Below are 14,250 nucleotides of genomic sequence, written 5' to 3' on the forward strand. Positions count from 1 at the left end.
TGTCAGTTAAACCGCTCATATCGGAACCGTAGAGCGGTTTCCTTTTCCAAATCGGCGTTTATGCGTGTTATATGGGCGCTGCTTCGTTCATTTTCTGATCAATTATTTGTGTGAGTCACCATGTCTGCCAATAAAAGTCTCGCATTTGCCTTGTGCCTCGCCGTAACCGGCTGCGCACAAACCCCTCAGGATTCATCGGCCAGCAACGATCATTGGTGGTCGTTCGGCTCCAGCAAAGGCTCAGACGCCGCACCTGTTAAGCCAGCACCCAGCCCCGCGGTCGCTGAAGTGGCCAAAACCGAAGCCGAGAGTGGCTCGCATTGGTACTGGCCGTTCGGCTCCGACCACGGCAAGACCGACAAGCAGCCTGCACTGGCAGCCACTCAGCCTGCCGCCAAGCCGGACGTTGCGAAAGCTGACGATGGTGGCAAGTGGTGGTGGCCGTTCGGCACCAGCGAAGCGAAGAAAGACGCAGCGCCTGCCATTCCCAAGGTTGACCCGAAAGTCACCCAGGCCTGGCTCGACCAGTACGAGCCAAAAGTCCGCGAAGCGATCAAGGACAGCAAATTCCAGTTCGAGCGCCGTGAAGACGTGCTGGTCGTGACTGCGCCCGTGGACAGTACCTTCAATCCGGATCGTCCGGAAATGCTGCTGCCGATCAACCTTGGCCCGATCACTCGCATGGCCAAGGTCGTCGAAGGCGATCAGAAAACCGCGATTCTGGTGTTGGGGCACAGCGATGTTGCCAGCGACACCAACCTGAAAATCAGCCAGCAGCGCGCCCAGTCGGTCGCGGCGATCTTCCGCTTGAGCGGTCTTGAGCGTAATCGTCTGAACCTGCGCGGCATGGGAGCGGTAATGCCTCGTGCAGCGGATGACAGCGCTGCGGGTCGGGCTCTGAACCGCCGTGTTGAAATCATCATGACGCCGCAGGACACCATGGTCGCGCTGATGGCCAAGTACAACCTGCCGCCATCCCCGACGCTCGTGGCCGTGCAGCAACAAGCCAAGCCTGCCGTAGCGCCTGCTCCAGCGGCCGCCGCGCCAGCTAAATCCGCAACGCCTGCGAAGAAGGCGACCGCTGCCAAAGCGCCTGCCGCGAAAAAAGCCCCGGTGAAAAAAGCAGCCCCTGCCAAGGCAAAGCCTGCACCGGCGAAAGCAGCGGTCAAGAAACCGGCTGCGGACGCCCAAGCGAGTGCCAACTGAGGGTAATATCGGTGTCCCGTTTCTGGATACCGATTAAGGAAGGCAGTGATGAGCCAGCATCTGGCTGATATGCGTCGTAACTACGCTCGCGAGGGTCTGACCGAATCGCAGGCGCCGGCAGAACCCTTTTTGTTGTTCCGTCAATGGTTCGACGAAGCGGTGAAGACCGAGCAAGCGCCTGTCGAAGCCAATGCCATGACACTGGCGACTGTCGACGCAGACGGTCGCCCTCACTGCCGAATCCTGTTGCTCAAAGGGCTGGATGCCCAAGGGTTCACCTTCTTCACTAATTACCAAAGCGCGAAAGGTCAGCAGCTGGAAGCCCGGCCTTTCGCTGCCATGACCTTCTTCTGGCCGACCCTGGAGCGCCAGGTGCGGATCGAAGGTCGCGTTGCCAAGGTCTCCCACGAAGAATCCGACGCTTATTTCCAGGTCCGCCCGCTGGGCAGTCGCCTGGGTGCATGGGCGTCGCCGCAAAGCCAGGTGATTGCAGATCGTGAAGCGCTGGAAGGTTTGCTAAAAGCCACCGAAGCGCGCTTCAGCGACACGCAACCGGAGTGTCCTGATCACTGGGGAGGCTATCGACTGGTGCCGGATCGCATCGAATTCTGGCAAGGTCGCCCGAGCCGTTTGCATGATCGCCTGAATTACCGTCTGGTCGATGGGCAGTGGACGCGTGAGCGTCTGGCGCCCTGACGGTTTGGCGGCGCGGGTCGCAACTCTTTGAATCTATCCAACGGGCCGTCGTCCATACTCATAGACGTGGCGACAATCTGTATAGCGCCTGAATAAACGTAAATTACCGGAACAGGCCCGTGACACCGCTCGGTGCCGGGGAGTCTAATGGCTACCTGTTCCCCTGGAGGCAAATGTTATGCGTAAGTCTGTTCTGTTGGTTGCTTCGTTCACCGCCATGGCGCTGACGCTGGGCGGCTGTACTTCGAGCCTGACCGGCGACTCGTATTCGCGCGATGAAGCTCGCCAGGTTCAGACCGTGCGTTTGGGCACCGTCGAATCCCTGCGTCCTGTGAAGATCGAAGGGACCAAGACCCCAATCGGCGCTGGCGCAGGTGCAATCGTGGGCGGTGTAGGCGGCAGCGCCATTGGCGGCGGTCGCGGCAGCATCGTTACAGCGGTGATCGGTGCTGTGGCAGGTGGTCTGCTCGGTTCGATGACGGAAGAAGGCCTGACCCGTGCCCAAGGCGTTGAAATCACTGTGCGTGAAGATGACGGCACCATGCGCGCTTATGTTCAGCAGGTTCAGGAAAACGAGATTTTCCGGGTCGGTGAGCGTGTTCGTATCATGACCGTCAACGGCACCAGCCGGGTTGCCCATTGAGGCAATTTCCCTGCTGAAAGGCTGAAAACGGGCTCATGTAACACCCGTTAACAAAATAAACGCCCCGCATTGTCGGGGCGTTTTTCGTTCAGGCCGTGGCCTGGGTGTCGACGGCTGACACGTTTCGACTGGCCAAGGCCATTACGCTATAGCCGATGATCGCGGCGAGTATTGAGCCGGTGAGGATTCCCATGCGGTCCATTCCGGCGAACTCGCTTTGCCCTGGCACGAACGCCAGTGAGCCGACGAACAGGCTCATGGTGAAGCCAATTCCACACAGAATCGACACTCCCAATACCTGACCCCAGTTTGCGCCGGTGGGCAAGGCGGCCATGCCCGTCTTGATGGCCAGCCACGTCAAGCCAAACACCCCGAGCGTCTTGCCCAGCAACAGACCCAGCGCGATGCCCAAGGGCACGTGATGGGTGAAGCTCTCAAGAGTCACGCCGTTCAACGACACCCCCGCATTGGCGAACGCGAACAACGGCAGAATGCCGTAAGCCACCCATGGATGCAGCGTGTGTTCCAGCTGCTGCAGGGGAGACGGCACGTCTTTCGGGGTCTTCAACGGAATGCAGAACGCCAGGATCACCCCCGCCAGCGTCGCGTGTACGCCGCTCTTGAGCACGCAGACCCACAGCACCAATCCGACCAGCAAATACGGCGCGAGCTTCGCCACACCCAGCCGGTTCATCGCGATCAACGACGCAATGGAGGCTGCCGCCAAGGTCAGGGACAGCGTGGACAATTCACCCGAATAGAACAGCGCGATGACGATGATTGCGCCCAGGTCATCGATGATCGCGAGGGTCATCAGGAACAGCTTGAGCGACACCGGAACACGTTTGCCGAGGAGTGCCAGTACGCCAAGGGCGAAGGCAATGTCGGTGGCCATGGGGATCGCCCACCCACCCAGCGCTGCGGGATTGTCCTGATTGAGCGCCCAGTAGAACAGCGCGGGCACAACCATGCCGCCAATCGCCGCAGCTCCGGGCAGAACGATCTGCGAGGGACGAGAAAGGTGTCCCTGAATGACTTCGCGCTTGACCTCCAGCCCGATCAACAGAAAGAACAGCGCCATGAGGCCGTCGTTGATCCACAGCAGTGAGGGTTTGGCGATCTTCAAGGCGCCGATCTGTGCGACGACGGGCACGTCCAGAAAGCCGTTGTAGAGCCAGGACAGTGGCGAGTTATTGATGATCAGGGCGAAGGCAGCCGCAGCGATCAACAACAGACCGCCAGCCGCTTCCAGCTGGAAGAAACGTTTGAATGTATTGCGGACGGGCAAGGTCACTCTCCATGGACATGCGCAAAAGAAGCGACACCGTACCCTGTGTTCTTATGTCTGAAAACAAAAGTTATATTCGATTTTGTTATTAAAAATCGATGTGAAACCTGTATACAACGCATCTGTAATTTTCGTTACAAAAGGCTGCAAGGCTAGTGCGGTGTGGGGTGTACGAATTTTCTGATTTTGAAGGAAGACTTTGAATTTGTCTGACGCGTACGATGCTGTAGGAGCGAATTCATTCGCGATGTGTCAGTGCAGAGAGTGCATCTCTGCACTGACTTTTTCGCGAATGAATTCGCTCCTACAGGTGATACCGCGTCCTCAGGGAACAGGGCGCTATCGGTTAATCAACAATCCCCAACACGCTCTTGGCTAACGCCTCGGCAATCCGAATCCCGTCGACACCTGCCGACATGATCCCACCGGCGTAACCCGCGCCTTCACCGGCAGGGAACAGGCCTTTTACGTTGAGGCTTTGCATGTCCGCGCCACGGGTGATCCGCAGCGGAGATGAGGTGCGGGTTTCGATGCCTGTCAGTATTGCGTCGTGCTGCGAGAAGCCTTTGATCTGCTTGTCGAACGCGGGCAGCGCTTCACGGATGGCTTCGATGGCAAAGGCGGGCAGGGCGTCTGCCAAATCAGTCAGTTTCACGCCGGGCTTATAGGAAGGCTCCACTTCGCCCAGTTGAGTCGAGGCCTTGCCCGCGATGAAATCACCGACCAGTTGCGCAGGGGCTTCGTAGTTTTCGCCGCCCATGATGTAGGCGTGGGATTCCAGCCGCTCTTGCAGCTCGATACCGGCCAGTGGGCTGCCCGGATAATCTTCGTCCGGGGTGATGCCGACCACGATGCCCGAGTTGGCGTTGCGCTCGTTGCGCGAATACTGGCTCATGCCGTTGGTGACGACGCGGTTTGGCTCAGACGTCGCGGCCACCACGGTGCCACCCGGGCACATGCAGAAGCTGTAGACCGAACGGCCGTTCTTCGCGTGGTGCACCAGTTTGTAATCGGCGGCGCCGAGCTTCGGATGACCGGCGTATTTGCCCAGTCGCGCGCGGTCGATCAGGCCCTGTGGGTGTTCGATGCGGAAACCCACCGAGAACGGCTTGGCTTCCATGTACACGCCACGGCCGTGCAGCATGCGGAAGGTGTCACGGGCGCTGTGACCCAGCGCGAGGATCACGTGTTTCGAGTCGATGCGCTCGCCGTTGCCCAGCATGACGCCCTGCAACTGGCCGTCGTCGATCAGCAGGTCGGTGACCTTCTGTTCGAAGCGCACTTCGCCGCCCAGCGCGATGATCTGCTGGCGCATGTTTTCCACGACGCCGGTCAGGCGGAAGGTGCCGATGTGGGGTTTGCTGACGTACAGAATTTCTTCCGGCGCGCCCGCTTTCACAAACTCATGCAGCACCTTGCGGCCGTGGAATTTCGGGTCCTTGATCTGGCTGTAGAGCTTGCCGTCCGAGAACGTGCCTGCGCCGCCTTCACCGAACTGCACGTTCGATTCAGGGTTGAGCACGTTCTTGCGCCACAGGCCCCACGTGTCCTTGGTGCGCTGACGCACTTCCTTGCCGCGTTCAAGGATGATCGGCTTGAAGCCCATCTGGGCCAGCAGTAGCCCGGCGAAAATGCCGCACGGGCCGAAACCGACCACCAAGGGCCGCTCGGCCAGATCAGCCGGGGCATGGCCAACGACTTTGTAGCTGACGTCCGGGGCCGGGGTGACGTGTTTGTCGTGGCTCAAGCGCTTGAGCAGCGCGGCCTCGTCACGGACTTCGAAGTCGATGGTGTAGATGAATTGCAGTTCGCTGGATTTCTTGCGCGCGTCGTAGCTGCGCTTGAACAGGGTGAAATTCAGCAGCTCGGCACTGTCGATGCCCAGGCGTTGCAGGAGCGCGGGGCGCAGCGCTTCGTCCGCGTGGTCCAGCGGCAGTTTGAGTTCGGTGATTCGTAACATTGAAAGGTCCGGTTTCGGGCCGCAGGATCGGCCCGGCAGCGCTACAAGAACCGGCGATTATAAGCCAGATTGGACGGGGAGCGGTGGCCGGTGGCCGCACGGCTTCCCGACGGCAGCGATTCGGAAGACGCCACCGCCGACAACCCGTGCGACTACAGGGTATCGCTGGCGCGTCAGTCGTTGCGCATGGCCCCGAAATACGCACACCCACGGCGTACCTGCCCATTGACCCGCAACTCTGCCGTCAGGTGCTGCACCGAGCCGTTGGCCGGGTCAACACAGCGCTGCGGGGCGACGTACAGTTCGACATGCTGGTCGTTGGCATCGGTCACCAGATTGAAGCGGCCCTCTGGCAGTTGCTCTTCCAGATACGGCACGGCAAATGGCTCCATGCCTTCACGTTCGAGCACCAGACCCTTGCCGCTGGCGTTGAGGTTCCATTTCGGGCCGTTGCCGCTGGCATGAATGGTCAGGCGTTTGAAGTTGGCGTCTTCGCAGGCGCCGTTCGGGCGCTCGACGCGATAGAGCTGGTAGACATCGGCCTGTCCGTCACTGCCCTGCGCCCGACTCGCGACGAAGTTGCCGCGCACATCAGCGAACGCCTTGCCGCTTTTGTCCACCACGGAGGCGGCTTCCTGCAGCACGCCGGTGTTGCCTTTGTCAGTGACGGCATAGCGACGTTGTTCGTTGCAGGGTTCGAAAAACAGTTTGCCGTTATCGCCGCTGAGAGTGCCTTGCATACGGATCATGCCGGCCTTGGAAACCGAGGCTGGCTCGGTGTGCGAGGGCAGCAACTGACAGCCCGCAAAAACAGGCAGGAGGGCGAACATCAGGACGGAACGAGCAGCGAACATGGGGCGGTCTCCAGACAAGTGCCGCCACGTTACTCAGGCTGCTCGCGCATCACAAGAGGGGATTAGCCGACGTGGTAGGTCTGGCCGGTTTGCAGGCCTTCGACGCTTTTGGCGTAGGCCAGCGCGACGTCCGCACCCGACACCGGTTTGAAACCCCGGAAGTAGGGTGCGTAGGCGCCCATGGCCTCGACCAGCACGTTCGGACTCACCGAGTTGACCCGCATGCCTCGTGGCATCTCGATGGCCGCAGCGCAGACGAACGCGTCGATGGCGCCGTTCACCAGGCTGGCCGAGGCGCCGGTGCGGATCGGGTCGTGGCTGGTGATGCCGGTGGTGAAGGTGAATGAGGCGCCGTCATTGGCGAATTCGCGGCCGATCAGCAGGAGATTGACTTGCCCCATCAGCTTGTCGCGCAGGCCCAGTGCGAACGAGTCTTCGGTCATGTCGGCCAGTGGTGCGAAGGTGACGTTCCCGGCCGCGCAGATCAATGCGTCGAAAGGACCTACCCGTTCGAACAGTTTGCGGATCGACGCGCTGTCACTAATATCGACGTGCTCGTCACCGCTGTTTCGGCCGATGCGAACGATGTCGTGGCGTGGCGCCAGTTCTTTCTCAATGGCCGAGCCAATGGTTCCGCCAGCGCCAATCAGTAGAATTTTCACAGTGCAGTCCTTCCGTTAATGGATCAGGCGCTCAGTGTGAGCTGCCTTTTCCCACAGATAAATGGGCTAAACGGCATTCCCGGTTTGTCAGAAAGGAAACAATCATGAGCGAAATGGACGATCTGGCGGCGTTTGCCCTGCTGGTCGAAGCCAACAGCTTCACCCTGGCGGCCCAATGGCTGGACACCAGCACCAGCCAGCTGTCCAAGCGCATCAGCAAGCTGGAAAAGAGCTTCGGCGTGACGCTGTTGCATCGCACCACCCGCAGCCTGACGCTGACCTCGGCGGGGGCGATTCTGTTACCCGAGGCGCGGGCGTTGTTGGCCCAGCGGGATCGGGTGCGTGACGCGATGGCGTACCTCAGCGAAAGCCTGGTGGGCACGGTGCGGCTGACCGTACCGGTCTCGTTGGGCGAAACGTTTTTCGAGGGGCTGCTGACCGAGTTCAGCGCGAAATACCCTGACGTGCAGGTCGAACTGGACCTCAACAATCAGTTCCGCGACATGCGCCGGGACGGGTTCGATCTGGGGATTCGCTCCAGTGTCGGCATCGACGAGCGGCTGGTGGCCAAGCCGCTGTTGTCGCTGCAAGAACTCACCTGCGCCAGCCCTGCGTACCTTGAACAGCACGGCAAACCGCAATCCCCCGAAGCGCTGCGGGTGCATCGCTGTCTGTTGAACAGCCACTACGCCGGTCGCGAGACGTGGGTGTATCACCAGAACCATGAATTGAGCCGGGTGAACGTGCGTGGGACCTTTGCCAGTAATCACTACGGGCTGCTGAAGAGAGCGGCGTTGGTGGGGGCCGGGATTGCGCGCCTGCCGTCGTACATGGTTCACGATGAATTGCATGACGGGCGGTTGGAGTGGCTGTTGCGCGATTATCAGACGCCGGTGTCGTCGCTGTACCTGGTGCACCCGTTCGAAGGGCACTTGCCGAGGCGGATTCAGGTGATGGCGGAGTATTTGACGGAATGGTTCGAGCGCAGTACGGCGGCGTTGGAGAAGCTTTGAAGCCGGTACAAAAATGGCCCCGAGAAGGGCCATTTTTGTGAGGCGAGCAAACAGCACCGAGGAGGGTGAAATCACCCGCCCAGATACGCATCCCGCACTTTCGGATCGACCAGCAACTCGGCGCCGGTTCCCTGCATCACCACGCGGCCGTTTTCCAGCACGTAGGCGCGGTCGGCGATTTTCAGGGCCTGGTTGGCGTTTTGCTCGACCAGGAATACGGTCACGCCTTCACGTCGCAGCTGTTCGACGATCTCGAAAATCTGCTGAATGATGATCGGCGCCAGCCCCAGAGACGGCTCGTCGAGCAGCAGCATTTTCGGCTTGCTCATCAACGCACGGCCAATGGCGAGCATTTGCTGTTCGCCGCCGGACATGGTGCCGCCGCGCTGGTTGAAGCGTTCCTTCAGGCGCGGGAACAGTTCCAGGACCTTGTCCATCTGCTCCTGATAATCGCCCTTGTCGGTGAAGAACCCGCCCATGGCCAGGTTCTCTTCGACGGTCAGGCGGGCAAACACGCGACGGCCTTCCGGCACCACCGCGATGCTCTTGCGCATGATCACCGAAGACTCCAGACCGACCAGCTCTTCGCCCATGTAGCGAATGCTGCCGCTGTGGGCGCGCGGTGAACCGCACAGGGTCATCAGCAGGGTGGATTTTCCCGCACCGTTGGCGCCGATCAGGGTGACGATCTCACCCTGTTGCACATCGATGCTGACGCCATGCAGCGCCTGAATCTTGCCGTAGAAGGTGGAAACGTTGTCGAACTGCAGCATTTACGCTTCCCCCAGGTAGGCTTTGATCACTTCAGGATTGTCACGGATCTGCTCGGGCGTACCGTCGGCCAGAGGCGTGCCCTGGTTGATCACCACGATGTGGTCGGAAATGCTCATGACCAGCTTCATGTCGTGCTCGATCAGCAACACCGTGGCGTTGTGTTCGTTGCGCAGCACGCCGATCAGCGCTTTCAGGTCTTCGGTTTCCTTGGGGTTCAGACCAGCGGCCGGTTCGTCGAGCATGAGGATGCGCGGGCGCGTCATCATGCAGCGGGCGATTTCCAGGCGGCGTTGCTGACCGTAGGCCAACGTACCGGCAGGGCGGTTGGCAAAGGCTTTCAGGTCGACGGCTTCGAGCCAGTGCTCGGCGTATTCCATGGCCTCGCGCTCGCTGCGACGGTAGGCCGGGGTCTTGAACAAGCCGGACAGGAAGTTGGTGTTGAGGTGACGGTGCTGGGCCACCAGCAGGTTCTCGACAGCCGTCATTTCCTTGAACAGACGCACGTTCTGGAAGGTTCGCACCACGCCTTTGCGGGCGATTTCGTGACCGGCCAGGCCCTGAATCGGCTCGCCGTCCAGCAGGATGGTGCCCGCCGTCGGCTTGTAGAAACCGGTCAGGCAGTTGAACACGGTGGTCTTGCCAGCGCCGTTCGGGCCGATCATCGACACGACCTGTTTCTCGTTAACGGTCAGACCCACGCCATTGACCGCCAACAGGCCGCCAAAGCGCATGCTCAAGCCCGAGGCTTGCAGAAGTGGGCGGCTCATCAGCGTTCCCCCTTGAGTTTCATGACGGGACGCTGCATTGGCAGGAAACCCTGAGGACGCCAGATCATCATCAGCACCATCAAGGCGCCGAAGCCCAGCATGCGGTATTCGCTGAATTCGCGAAGCAGTTCAGGCAGCAGGATCATCACGACCGCCGCGAGAATCACGCCCAGCTGAGATCCCATGCCGCCCAATACCACGATGGCGAGGATGATCGCCGATTCCAGGAAGGTGAACGATTCCGGGGTGATCAGCCCTTGGCGCGCGGCGAAGAAGCTACCGGCGAAACCGGCGAACGCAGCGCCCAGGGTGAACGCAGAAAGCTTGATCACGGTCGGGTTCAGGCCCAGCGCGCGGCAGGCGATTTCGTCTTCACGCAGCGCTTCCCACGCACGGCCGATCGGCATGCGCAGCAGGCGGTTGATCACGAACAGTGCCAACAGCGCCAGCAGCAGGGCGATCAGGTAGAGGAAAATCACCTTGTTGATGGAGTTGTATTCCAGGCCGAAGAACTCGTGGAACGTCTGCATGCCTTCAGCGGCTTTACGCTCAAAGCTCAGGCCGAACAGGGTCGGTTTTTCGATGTTGCTGATGCCGTTCGGACCGCCGGTGATGTCGGTCAGGTTACGCAGGAACAGACGAATGATTTCCCCGAAACCGAGGGTCACGATCGCCAGGTAGTCCCCACGCAGTCTTAGCACCGGGAAGCCCAGCAGGAAGCCGAACGTCGCCGAGGCCAGACCGGCCAGGGGCAGGCAGATCCAGAAACCGAAGCCGAAGTAGTGTTGCAGCAGGGCATAGGTGTAGGCGCCGACGGCGTAGAAGCCGACGTAACCCAGGTCCAGCAGGCCCGCCAGACCGACCACGATGTTCAGGCCCAGGCCCAACATCACGTAGATCAGGATCAGGGTCGCGATGTCCACCGCGCCGCGCGAGCCGAAAAACGGCCAGATCAGTGCGACGACGACGATGGCACCGAGGAACCAGCGCTGGGTCGATGGCAGGGTCAGGAAATTGCTGGCCTTGTCCGACACCAATTGATGCTGTGGGCGCGAACGCCACATCGCGCTGATCTGCTCGTTGAACAGCACGCGCAGGAACATCAGCAATGCAGCGGCGAAGATCACCAGCACGGTCGTGGTGCTGGCGCCGACAACCGCCAGATTGACACCAACGATGTCCAGTTTGAGCCCGAGGATCGGGTAGGCAACCAGCAGCACCAGTACAGCGCTGAACAGGGCCGATTTGAGATTCCTGGTCATACTTTTTCAACCTCCGGACGGCCGAGCAGGCCGGTTGGCCGGAACAACAACACCAAGACAAGAAGACCGAACGCCACCACATCCTTGTATTGGTCGCCGAAAATATCGGCGCCGAACGCTTCAGCCACACCCAGCACCAGACCGCCGAGCATCGCGCCCGGGATACTGCCGATACCGCCCAAAACCGCTGCGGTAAAGGCCTTGATGCCGACCAGGAAACCTGCGTTGGGGTTGATCACGCCGTACTGCATGCTCAGCAGTACCGCAGCGACCGCCGCGAGCGCGGCACCGATGACGAAGGTCAGGGCGATGATGTTGTTGGTGTTGATCCCCAGCAGGTTGGCCATCTTGATGTCTTCTGCGCAGGCGCGGCAGGCGCGGCCCAGGCGGGAACGGGAGATGAACCAGGTCAGGCCGAGCATGGCCACCACGGTCACAATGAAGATCAGGATCTGCATGTACGAGATCACGACTTCATGGGTGCTGGCGCTGCCGAACACGAAGTTGCCGGGAATCAGGTTGGGGATCGATTTGTCTTTGGAATCCTGCGACAACAGCACCGTGTTCTGCAGGAAGATCGACATGCCGATCGCGGAAATCAGAGGGATGAGGCGATTGCTGCCACGCAACGGACGGTAGGCAACCCGTTCGATGGCGTAACCGTAGGCACTGGTCACCACGATACTGGCGACGAACGCTGCGGTAATCAGCAGCGGCAGATTGTCCAGGCCCAGCATGGTCAGGCCCGCGAGGGCGATGAACGCCACGTACGAACCGATCATGTACACCTCGCCGTGGGCGAAGTTGATCATGCCGATGATGCCGTAGACCATTGTGTAGCCGATGGCGATCAAGGCATAAGTGCTGCCAATGGTCATGCCATTAACCAGCTGTTGGAAAAAATGATAGAGATCTATCTCGGGCATTGCCGCGCTCCTAAAAACCTTGGCGGTGTTTCACTGGTTGAGTCTTTTTCCCGCTCGCGCGTCGTGATCTACGTCCGCGTCCGGCACGAGCCCAGTGATTCACTGGTGCGGTTTCAAGATGTTCAGGGCATCAGGATTCTTGTGAAATCCCGCGTCCCAGCTAAAACAAAGCCCACTGCGGTTGCAGTGGGCTCCGGGTAAGCATGAAGGTTGTGATTACTTCACAGGGGCTTCAGTCTTGGTGCCATCTTTGTGCCAGGTGTAAACGACGAATTTGAAGTCTTTCAGGTCACCCTTGGCGTCGAAAGACAGATCGCCGGTAGGGGTCTTGAAGGTACCGGCGTGGATGGCGGCTGCCACTTTGGCGGTGTCTTCGGACTTGGCGGTCTTGATGCCTTCGGCGATCACTTCAACAGCGGCGTAGGCCGGGAATACGAAAGGACCGCTCGGGTCTTCTTTCTTCGCCTTGAACGCGTCAACCAGCGCCTTGTTCGAAGGGTCTTGGTCGAAGGATTTCGGCAGGGTCACCAGCAGGCCTTCGGAAGCGTCCTGAGCGATCTGCGAGATGGAAGCGTTGCCCACGCCTTCTGGGCCCATGAAGCCGGCTTTCAGGCCTTTTTCCTGTGCTTGACGCAGGATCAGACCCAGCTCTGGGTGGTAACCGCCGTAGTAGACGAAGTCGACGTTGGCTTGCTTCATTTTGGCGATCAGCGACGAGAAGTCCTTGTCGCCGGCGTTGATGCCTTCGAACAGGGCGACTTTGACGCCGTCTTTTTCCAGGGTTTGTTTAACGGCAGTGGCGATACCTTCACCGTACTGCTGTTTGTCGTGGATCACAGCGACGATCTTCGGCTTGACTTGCTTGGCGATGTATTCGCCAGCAGCCGGGCCTTGGGCGCTGTCCAGACCGATGGTACGGAACACCAGCTTGTAGCCACGCGCGGTGATTTCCGGGCTGGTGGCGGCTGGGGTGATCATGATCACGCCTTCGTCTTCGTAGATGTCGGACGCTGGCTGAGTGGAGCTGGAGCACAGGTGGCCGACCACGAATTTCACGCCGTCGTTGACCACTTTGTTGGCGACCGCAACCGCTTGTTTAGGGTCACAGGCGTCATCGTATTCAACGGCTTCGAGCTTCTTGCCATCCACGCCGCCTTTGGCGTTGATTTGCTCGATGGCCATTTTGGCACCGCTGAACTGCATGTCGCCGTATTGGGCAACCGCGCCGGTTTTCGGGCCGGCGATGCCGATCTTGATGGTGTCAGCTGCGAACGAATGGCTGGCAACCCCCGCCAGAACCAGTGCGGCAAACAGCTTGGAAATCTGATTAATACCCTTAGTCATGATGCTCCACTCTTGCGTTTGTAGTTTTTATAATCCTGACGGCCAAAGCTGCAGGACCGGATTGATTCATCCAGGCCACACCCCCGGCAACTGTACCGGAACAGTTTAGAGCGCCGGTCGAGCGCTTGAAAAGCTGGCTGCAGGGGGCAAAACCTGTTGATGTCGCTTAATCGAAAGAAAGATACATAATCAAGCCGGCCGATTCCCCAACCGGGTCACCTTTCTATCGGCTTGAGTGAAGTTCTCTGCAATCAATCACTTGTATCCGGGTTTGTGCGCGGGAAAGGCGGCGGTATCATTTACGCCGATTTTCCAAACGGTGAAACCCATGACGCAAGAACCTAGCACCCTCTATGCCAAATTGCTTGGCGAAACGGCTTCTATTACCTGGAAGGAACTGGAACCGTTCTTTGCCAAGGGTGCCCTGTTGTGGGTCGAGCAATCGCAGGATTTGATCGCCGTGGCCGAGGCATTCGCCGAAAACGCTGACGCGAAAGTGGCTGCGTGGCTGGAAAGCCGGGAAGTCAGCAAGCTCTCTGAATCAACGGCTTTGGACCTCTTCACCCGCGATCCCGCGTTGTGGGCCGTTGTGGTGGCGCCTTGGGTGCTGGTCCAGGAGAGGGCGTGATCACCGATGGTGTGCATTTTTGGTGCGTTGAATGATGGCAAAGTGGGTAGGGCGGTAACTTTAAGTGTGGTGAGGTAGCAGGTCTTGTTTGGCTTGAGATCATTACTTTGATGCCCTTCGGGCCTATCGCGAGCAAGCTCACTCCTACATCGTTTGCAACGTGCCACATCCTAATGGACCGAGTTACCAGCCTTTTGAGCAAGCCTTGAAATTGTGCGGCGAACACC

At 59.6% G+C, this 14,250-nt stretch carries 14 protein-coding genes; 5 read left to right on the top strand and 9 right to left on the bottom strand.

Annotated elements, in window-relative coordinates; translation table 11 throughout:
- The first annotated feature begins 120 nt into the window (after nt 1–120).
- From ACIQAL_RS01965 to ACIQAL_RS01975, 3 genes are all read left to right on the top strand, one after another.
- Nucleotides 121–1,206 carry an OmpA family protein gene (locus ACIQAL_RS01965; RefSeq protein WP_401141815.1) on the top strand — a complete coding sequence of 362 codons (1,086 nt, stop codon included), beginning with the start codon at nt 121–123 and terminating at the stop codon, nt 1,204–1,206.
- 48 nt (nt 1,207–1,254) lie between these two features.
- On the top strand, nt 1,255–1,902 hold the full coding sequence (pdxH, locus tag ACIQAL_RS01970; RefSeq protein WP_341959532.1) for a pyridoxamine 5'-phosphate oxidase: 648 nt from the start codon (nt 1,255–1,257) through the stop codon (nt 1,900–1,902).
- Between the two features lie 178 nt (nt 1,903–2,080).
- Complete coding sequence (locus ACIQAL_RS01975) at nt 2,081–2,545, top strand: glycine zipper 2TM domain-containing protein (protein ID WP_166593428.1); 465 nt, start codon at nt 2,081–2,083, stop codon at nt 2,543–2,545.
- An 88-nt stretch (nt 2,546–2,633) separates the two neighbouring features.
- Here ACIQAL_RS01975 and nhaA read toward each other — a convergent pair whose 3' ends face one another.
- From nhaA to ACIQAL_RS01995, 4 genes are all read right to left on the bottom strand, one after another.
- Nucleotides 2,634–3,833, bottom strand: a complete 1,200-nt coding sequence (gene nhaA / locus ACIQAL_RS01980) for a Na+/H+ antiporter NhaA (protein ID WP_401141819.1) — start codon at nt 3,831–3,833, stop codon at nt 2,634–2,636.
- A 346-nt stretch (nt 3,834–4,179) separates the two neighbouring features.
- Nucleotides 4,180–5,793, bottom strand: a complete 1,614-nt coding sequence (locus ACIQAL_RS01985; protein WP_401141822.1) for an NAD(P)/FAD-dependent oxidoreductase — start codon at nt 5,791–5,793, stop codon at nt 4,180–4,182.
- A 173-nt stretch (nt 5,794–5,966) separates the two neighbouring features.
- Nucleotides 5,967–6,647, bottom strand: coding sequence for a COG3650 family protein (locus ACIQAL_RS01990; protein ID WP_166593425.1), 681 nt, complete (start codon nt 6,645–6,647; stop codon nt 5,967–5,969).
- A gap of 62 nt (nt 6,648–6,709) precedes the next feature.
- The gene (locus ACIQAL_RS01995; protein ID WP_401141825.1) at nt 6,710–7,309 is read right to left on the bottom strand and encodes a short chain dehydrogenase; all 600 of its coding nucleotides are present in this window, start codon (nt 7,307–7,309) and stop codon (nt 6,710–6,712) included.
- Between the two features lie 104 nt (nt 7,310–7,413).
- Here ACIQAL_RS01995 and ACIQAL_RS02000 point away from each other — a divergent pair, with 104 nt between their 5' ends.
- The gene (locus tag ACIQAL_RS02000) at nt 7,414–8,322 is read left to right on the top strand and encodes a LysR family transcriptional regulator (protein ID WP_401141828.1); all 909 of its coding nucleotides are present in this window, start codon (nt 7,414–7,416) and stop codon (nt 8,320–8,322) included.
- A gap of 71 nt (nt 8,323–8,393) precedes the next feature.
- Here ACIQAL_RS02000 and ACIQAL_RS02005 read toward each other — a convergent pair whose 3' ends face one another.
- The 5 genes from ACIQAL_RS02005 to ACIQAL_RS02025 all read right to left on the bottom strand — a co-directional run bounded on the left by ACIQAL_RS02005 (nt 8,394) and on the right by ACIQAL_RS02025 (nt 13,395).
- Complete coding sequence (locus ACIQAL_RS02005; RefSeq protein ID WP_166593422.1) at nt 8,394–9,095, bottom strand: ABC transporter ATP-binding protein; 702 nt, start codon at nt 9,093–9,095, stop codon at nt 8,394–8,396.
- On the bottom strand, nt 9,096–9,863 hold the full coding sequence (gene livG / locus ACIQAL_RS02010) for a high-affinity branched-chain amino acid ABC transporter ATP-binding protein LivG (RefSeq protein WP_166593421.1): 768 nt from the start codon (nt 9,861–9,863) through the stop codon (nt 9,096–9,098).
- The gene (locus tag ACIQAL_RS02015; protein WP_401141831.1) at nt 9,863–11,125 is read right to left on the bottom strand and encodes a high-affinity branched-chain amino acid ABC transporter permease LivM; all 1,263 of its coding nucleotides are present in this window, start codon (nt 11,123–11,125) and stop codon (nt 9,863–9,865) included. Before ACIQAL_RS02015 ends, livG begins: the two co-directional genes overlap by 1 nt.
- On the bottom strand, nt 11,122–12,051 hold the full coding sequence (livH, locus tag ACIQAL_RS02020; RefSeq protein ID WP_341959525.1) for a high-affinity branched-chain amino acid ABC transporter permease LivH: 930 nt from the start codon (nt 12,049–12,051) through the stop codon (nt 11,122–11,124). The genes ACIQAL_RS02015 and livH overlap by 4 nt, the downstream gene beginning before the upstream one ends.
- Nucleotides 12,052–12,267: 216 nt before the next feature.
- Nucleotides 12,268–13,395, bottom strand: coding sequence for a branched-chain amino acid ABC transporter substrate-binding protein (locus tag ACIQAL_RS02025; protein ID WP_166593418.1), 1,128 nt, complete (start codon nt 13,393–13,395; stop codon nt 12,268–12,270).
- Nucleotides 13,396–13,723: 328 nt separating this feature from the next.
- Between ACIQAL_RS02025 and ACIQAL_RS02030 the strand changes: the two genes are divergently transcribed.
- Nucleotides 13,724–14,023 carry a DUF2288 domain-containing protein gene (locus ACIQAL_RS02030; protein WP_401141833.1) on the top strand — a complete coding sequence of 100 codons (300 nt, stop codon included), beginning with the start codon at nt 13,724–13,726 and terminating at the stop codon, nt 14,021–14,023.
- Nucleotides 14,024–14,250: the final 227 nt, after the last annotated feature.

Origin of the sequence: Pseudomonas sp. NPDC088368 (genome assembly GCF_044753445.1) — a bacterium.
GTDB classification, from domain to species: Bacteria; Pseudomonadota; Gammaproteobacteria; order Pseudomonadales; family Pseudomonadaceae; genus Aquipseudomonas; species Aquipseudomonas bambusae.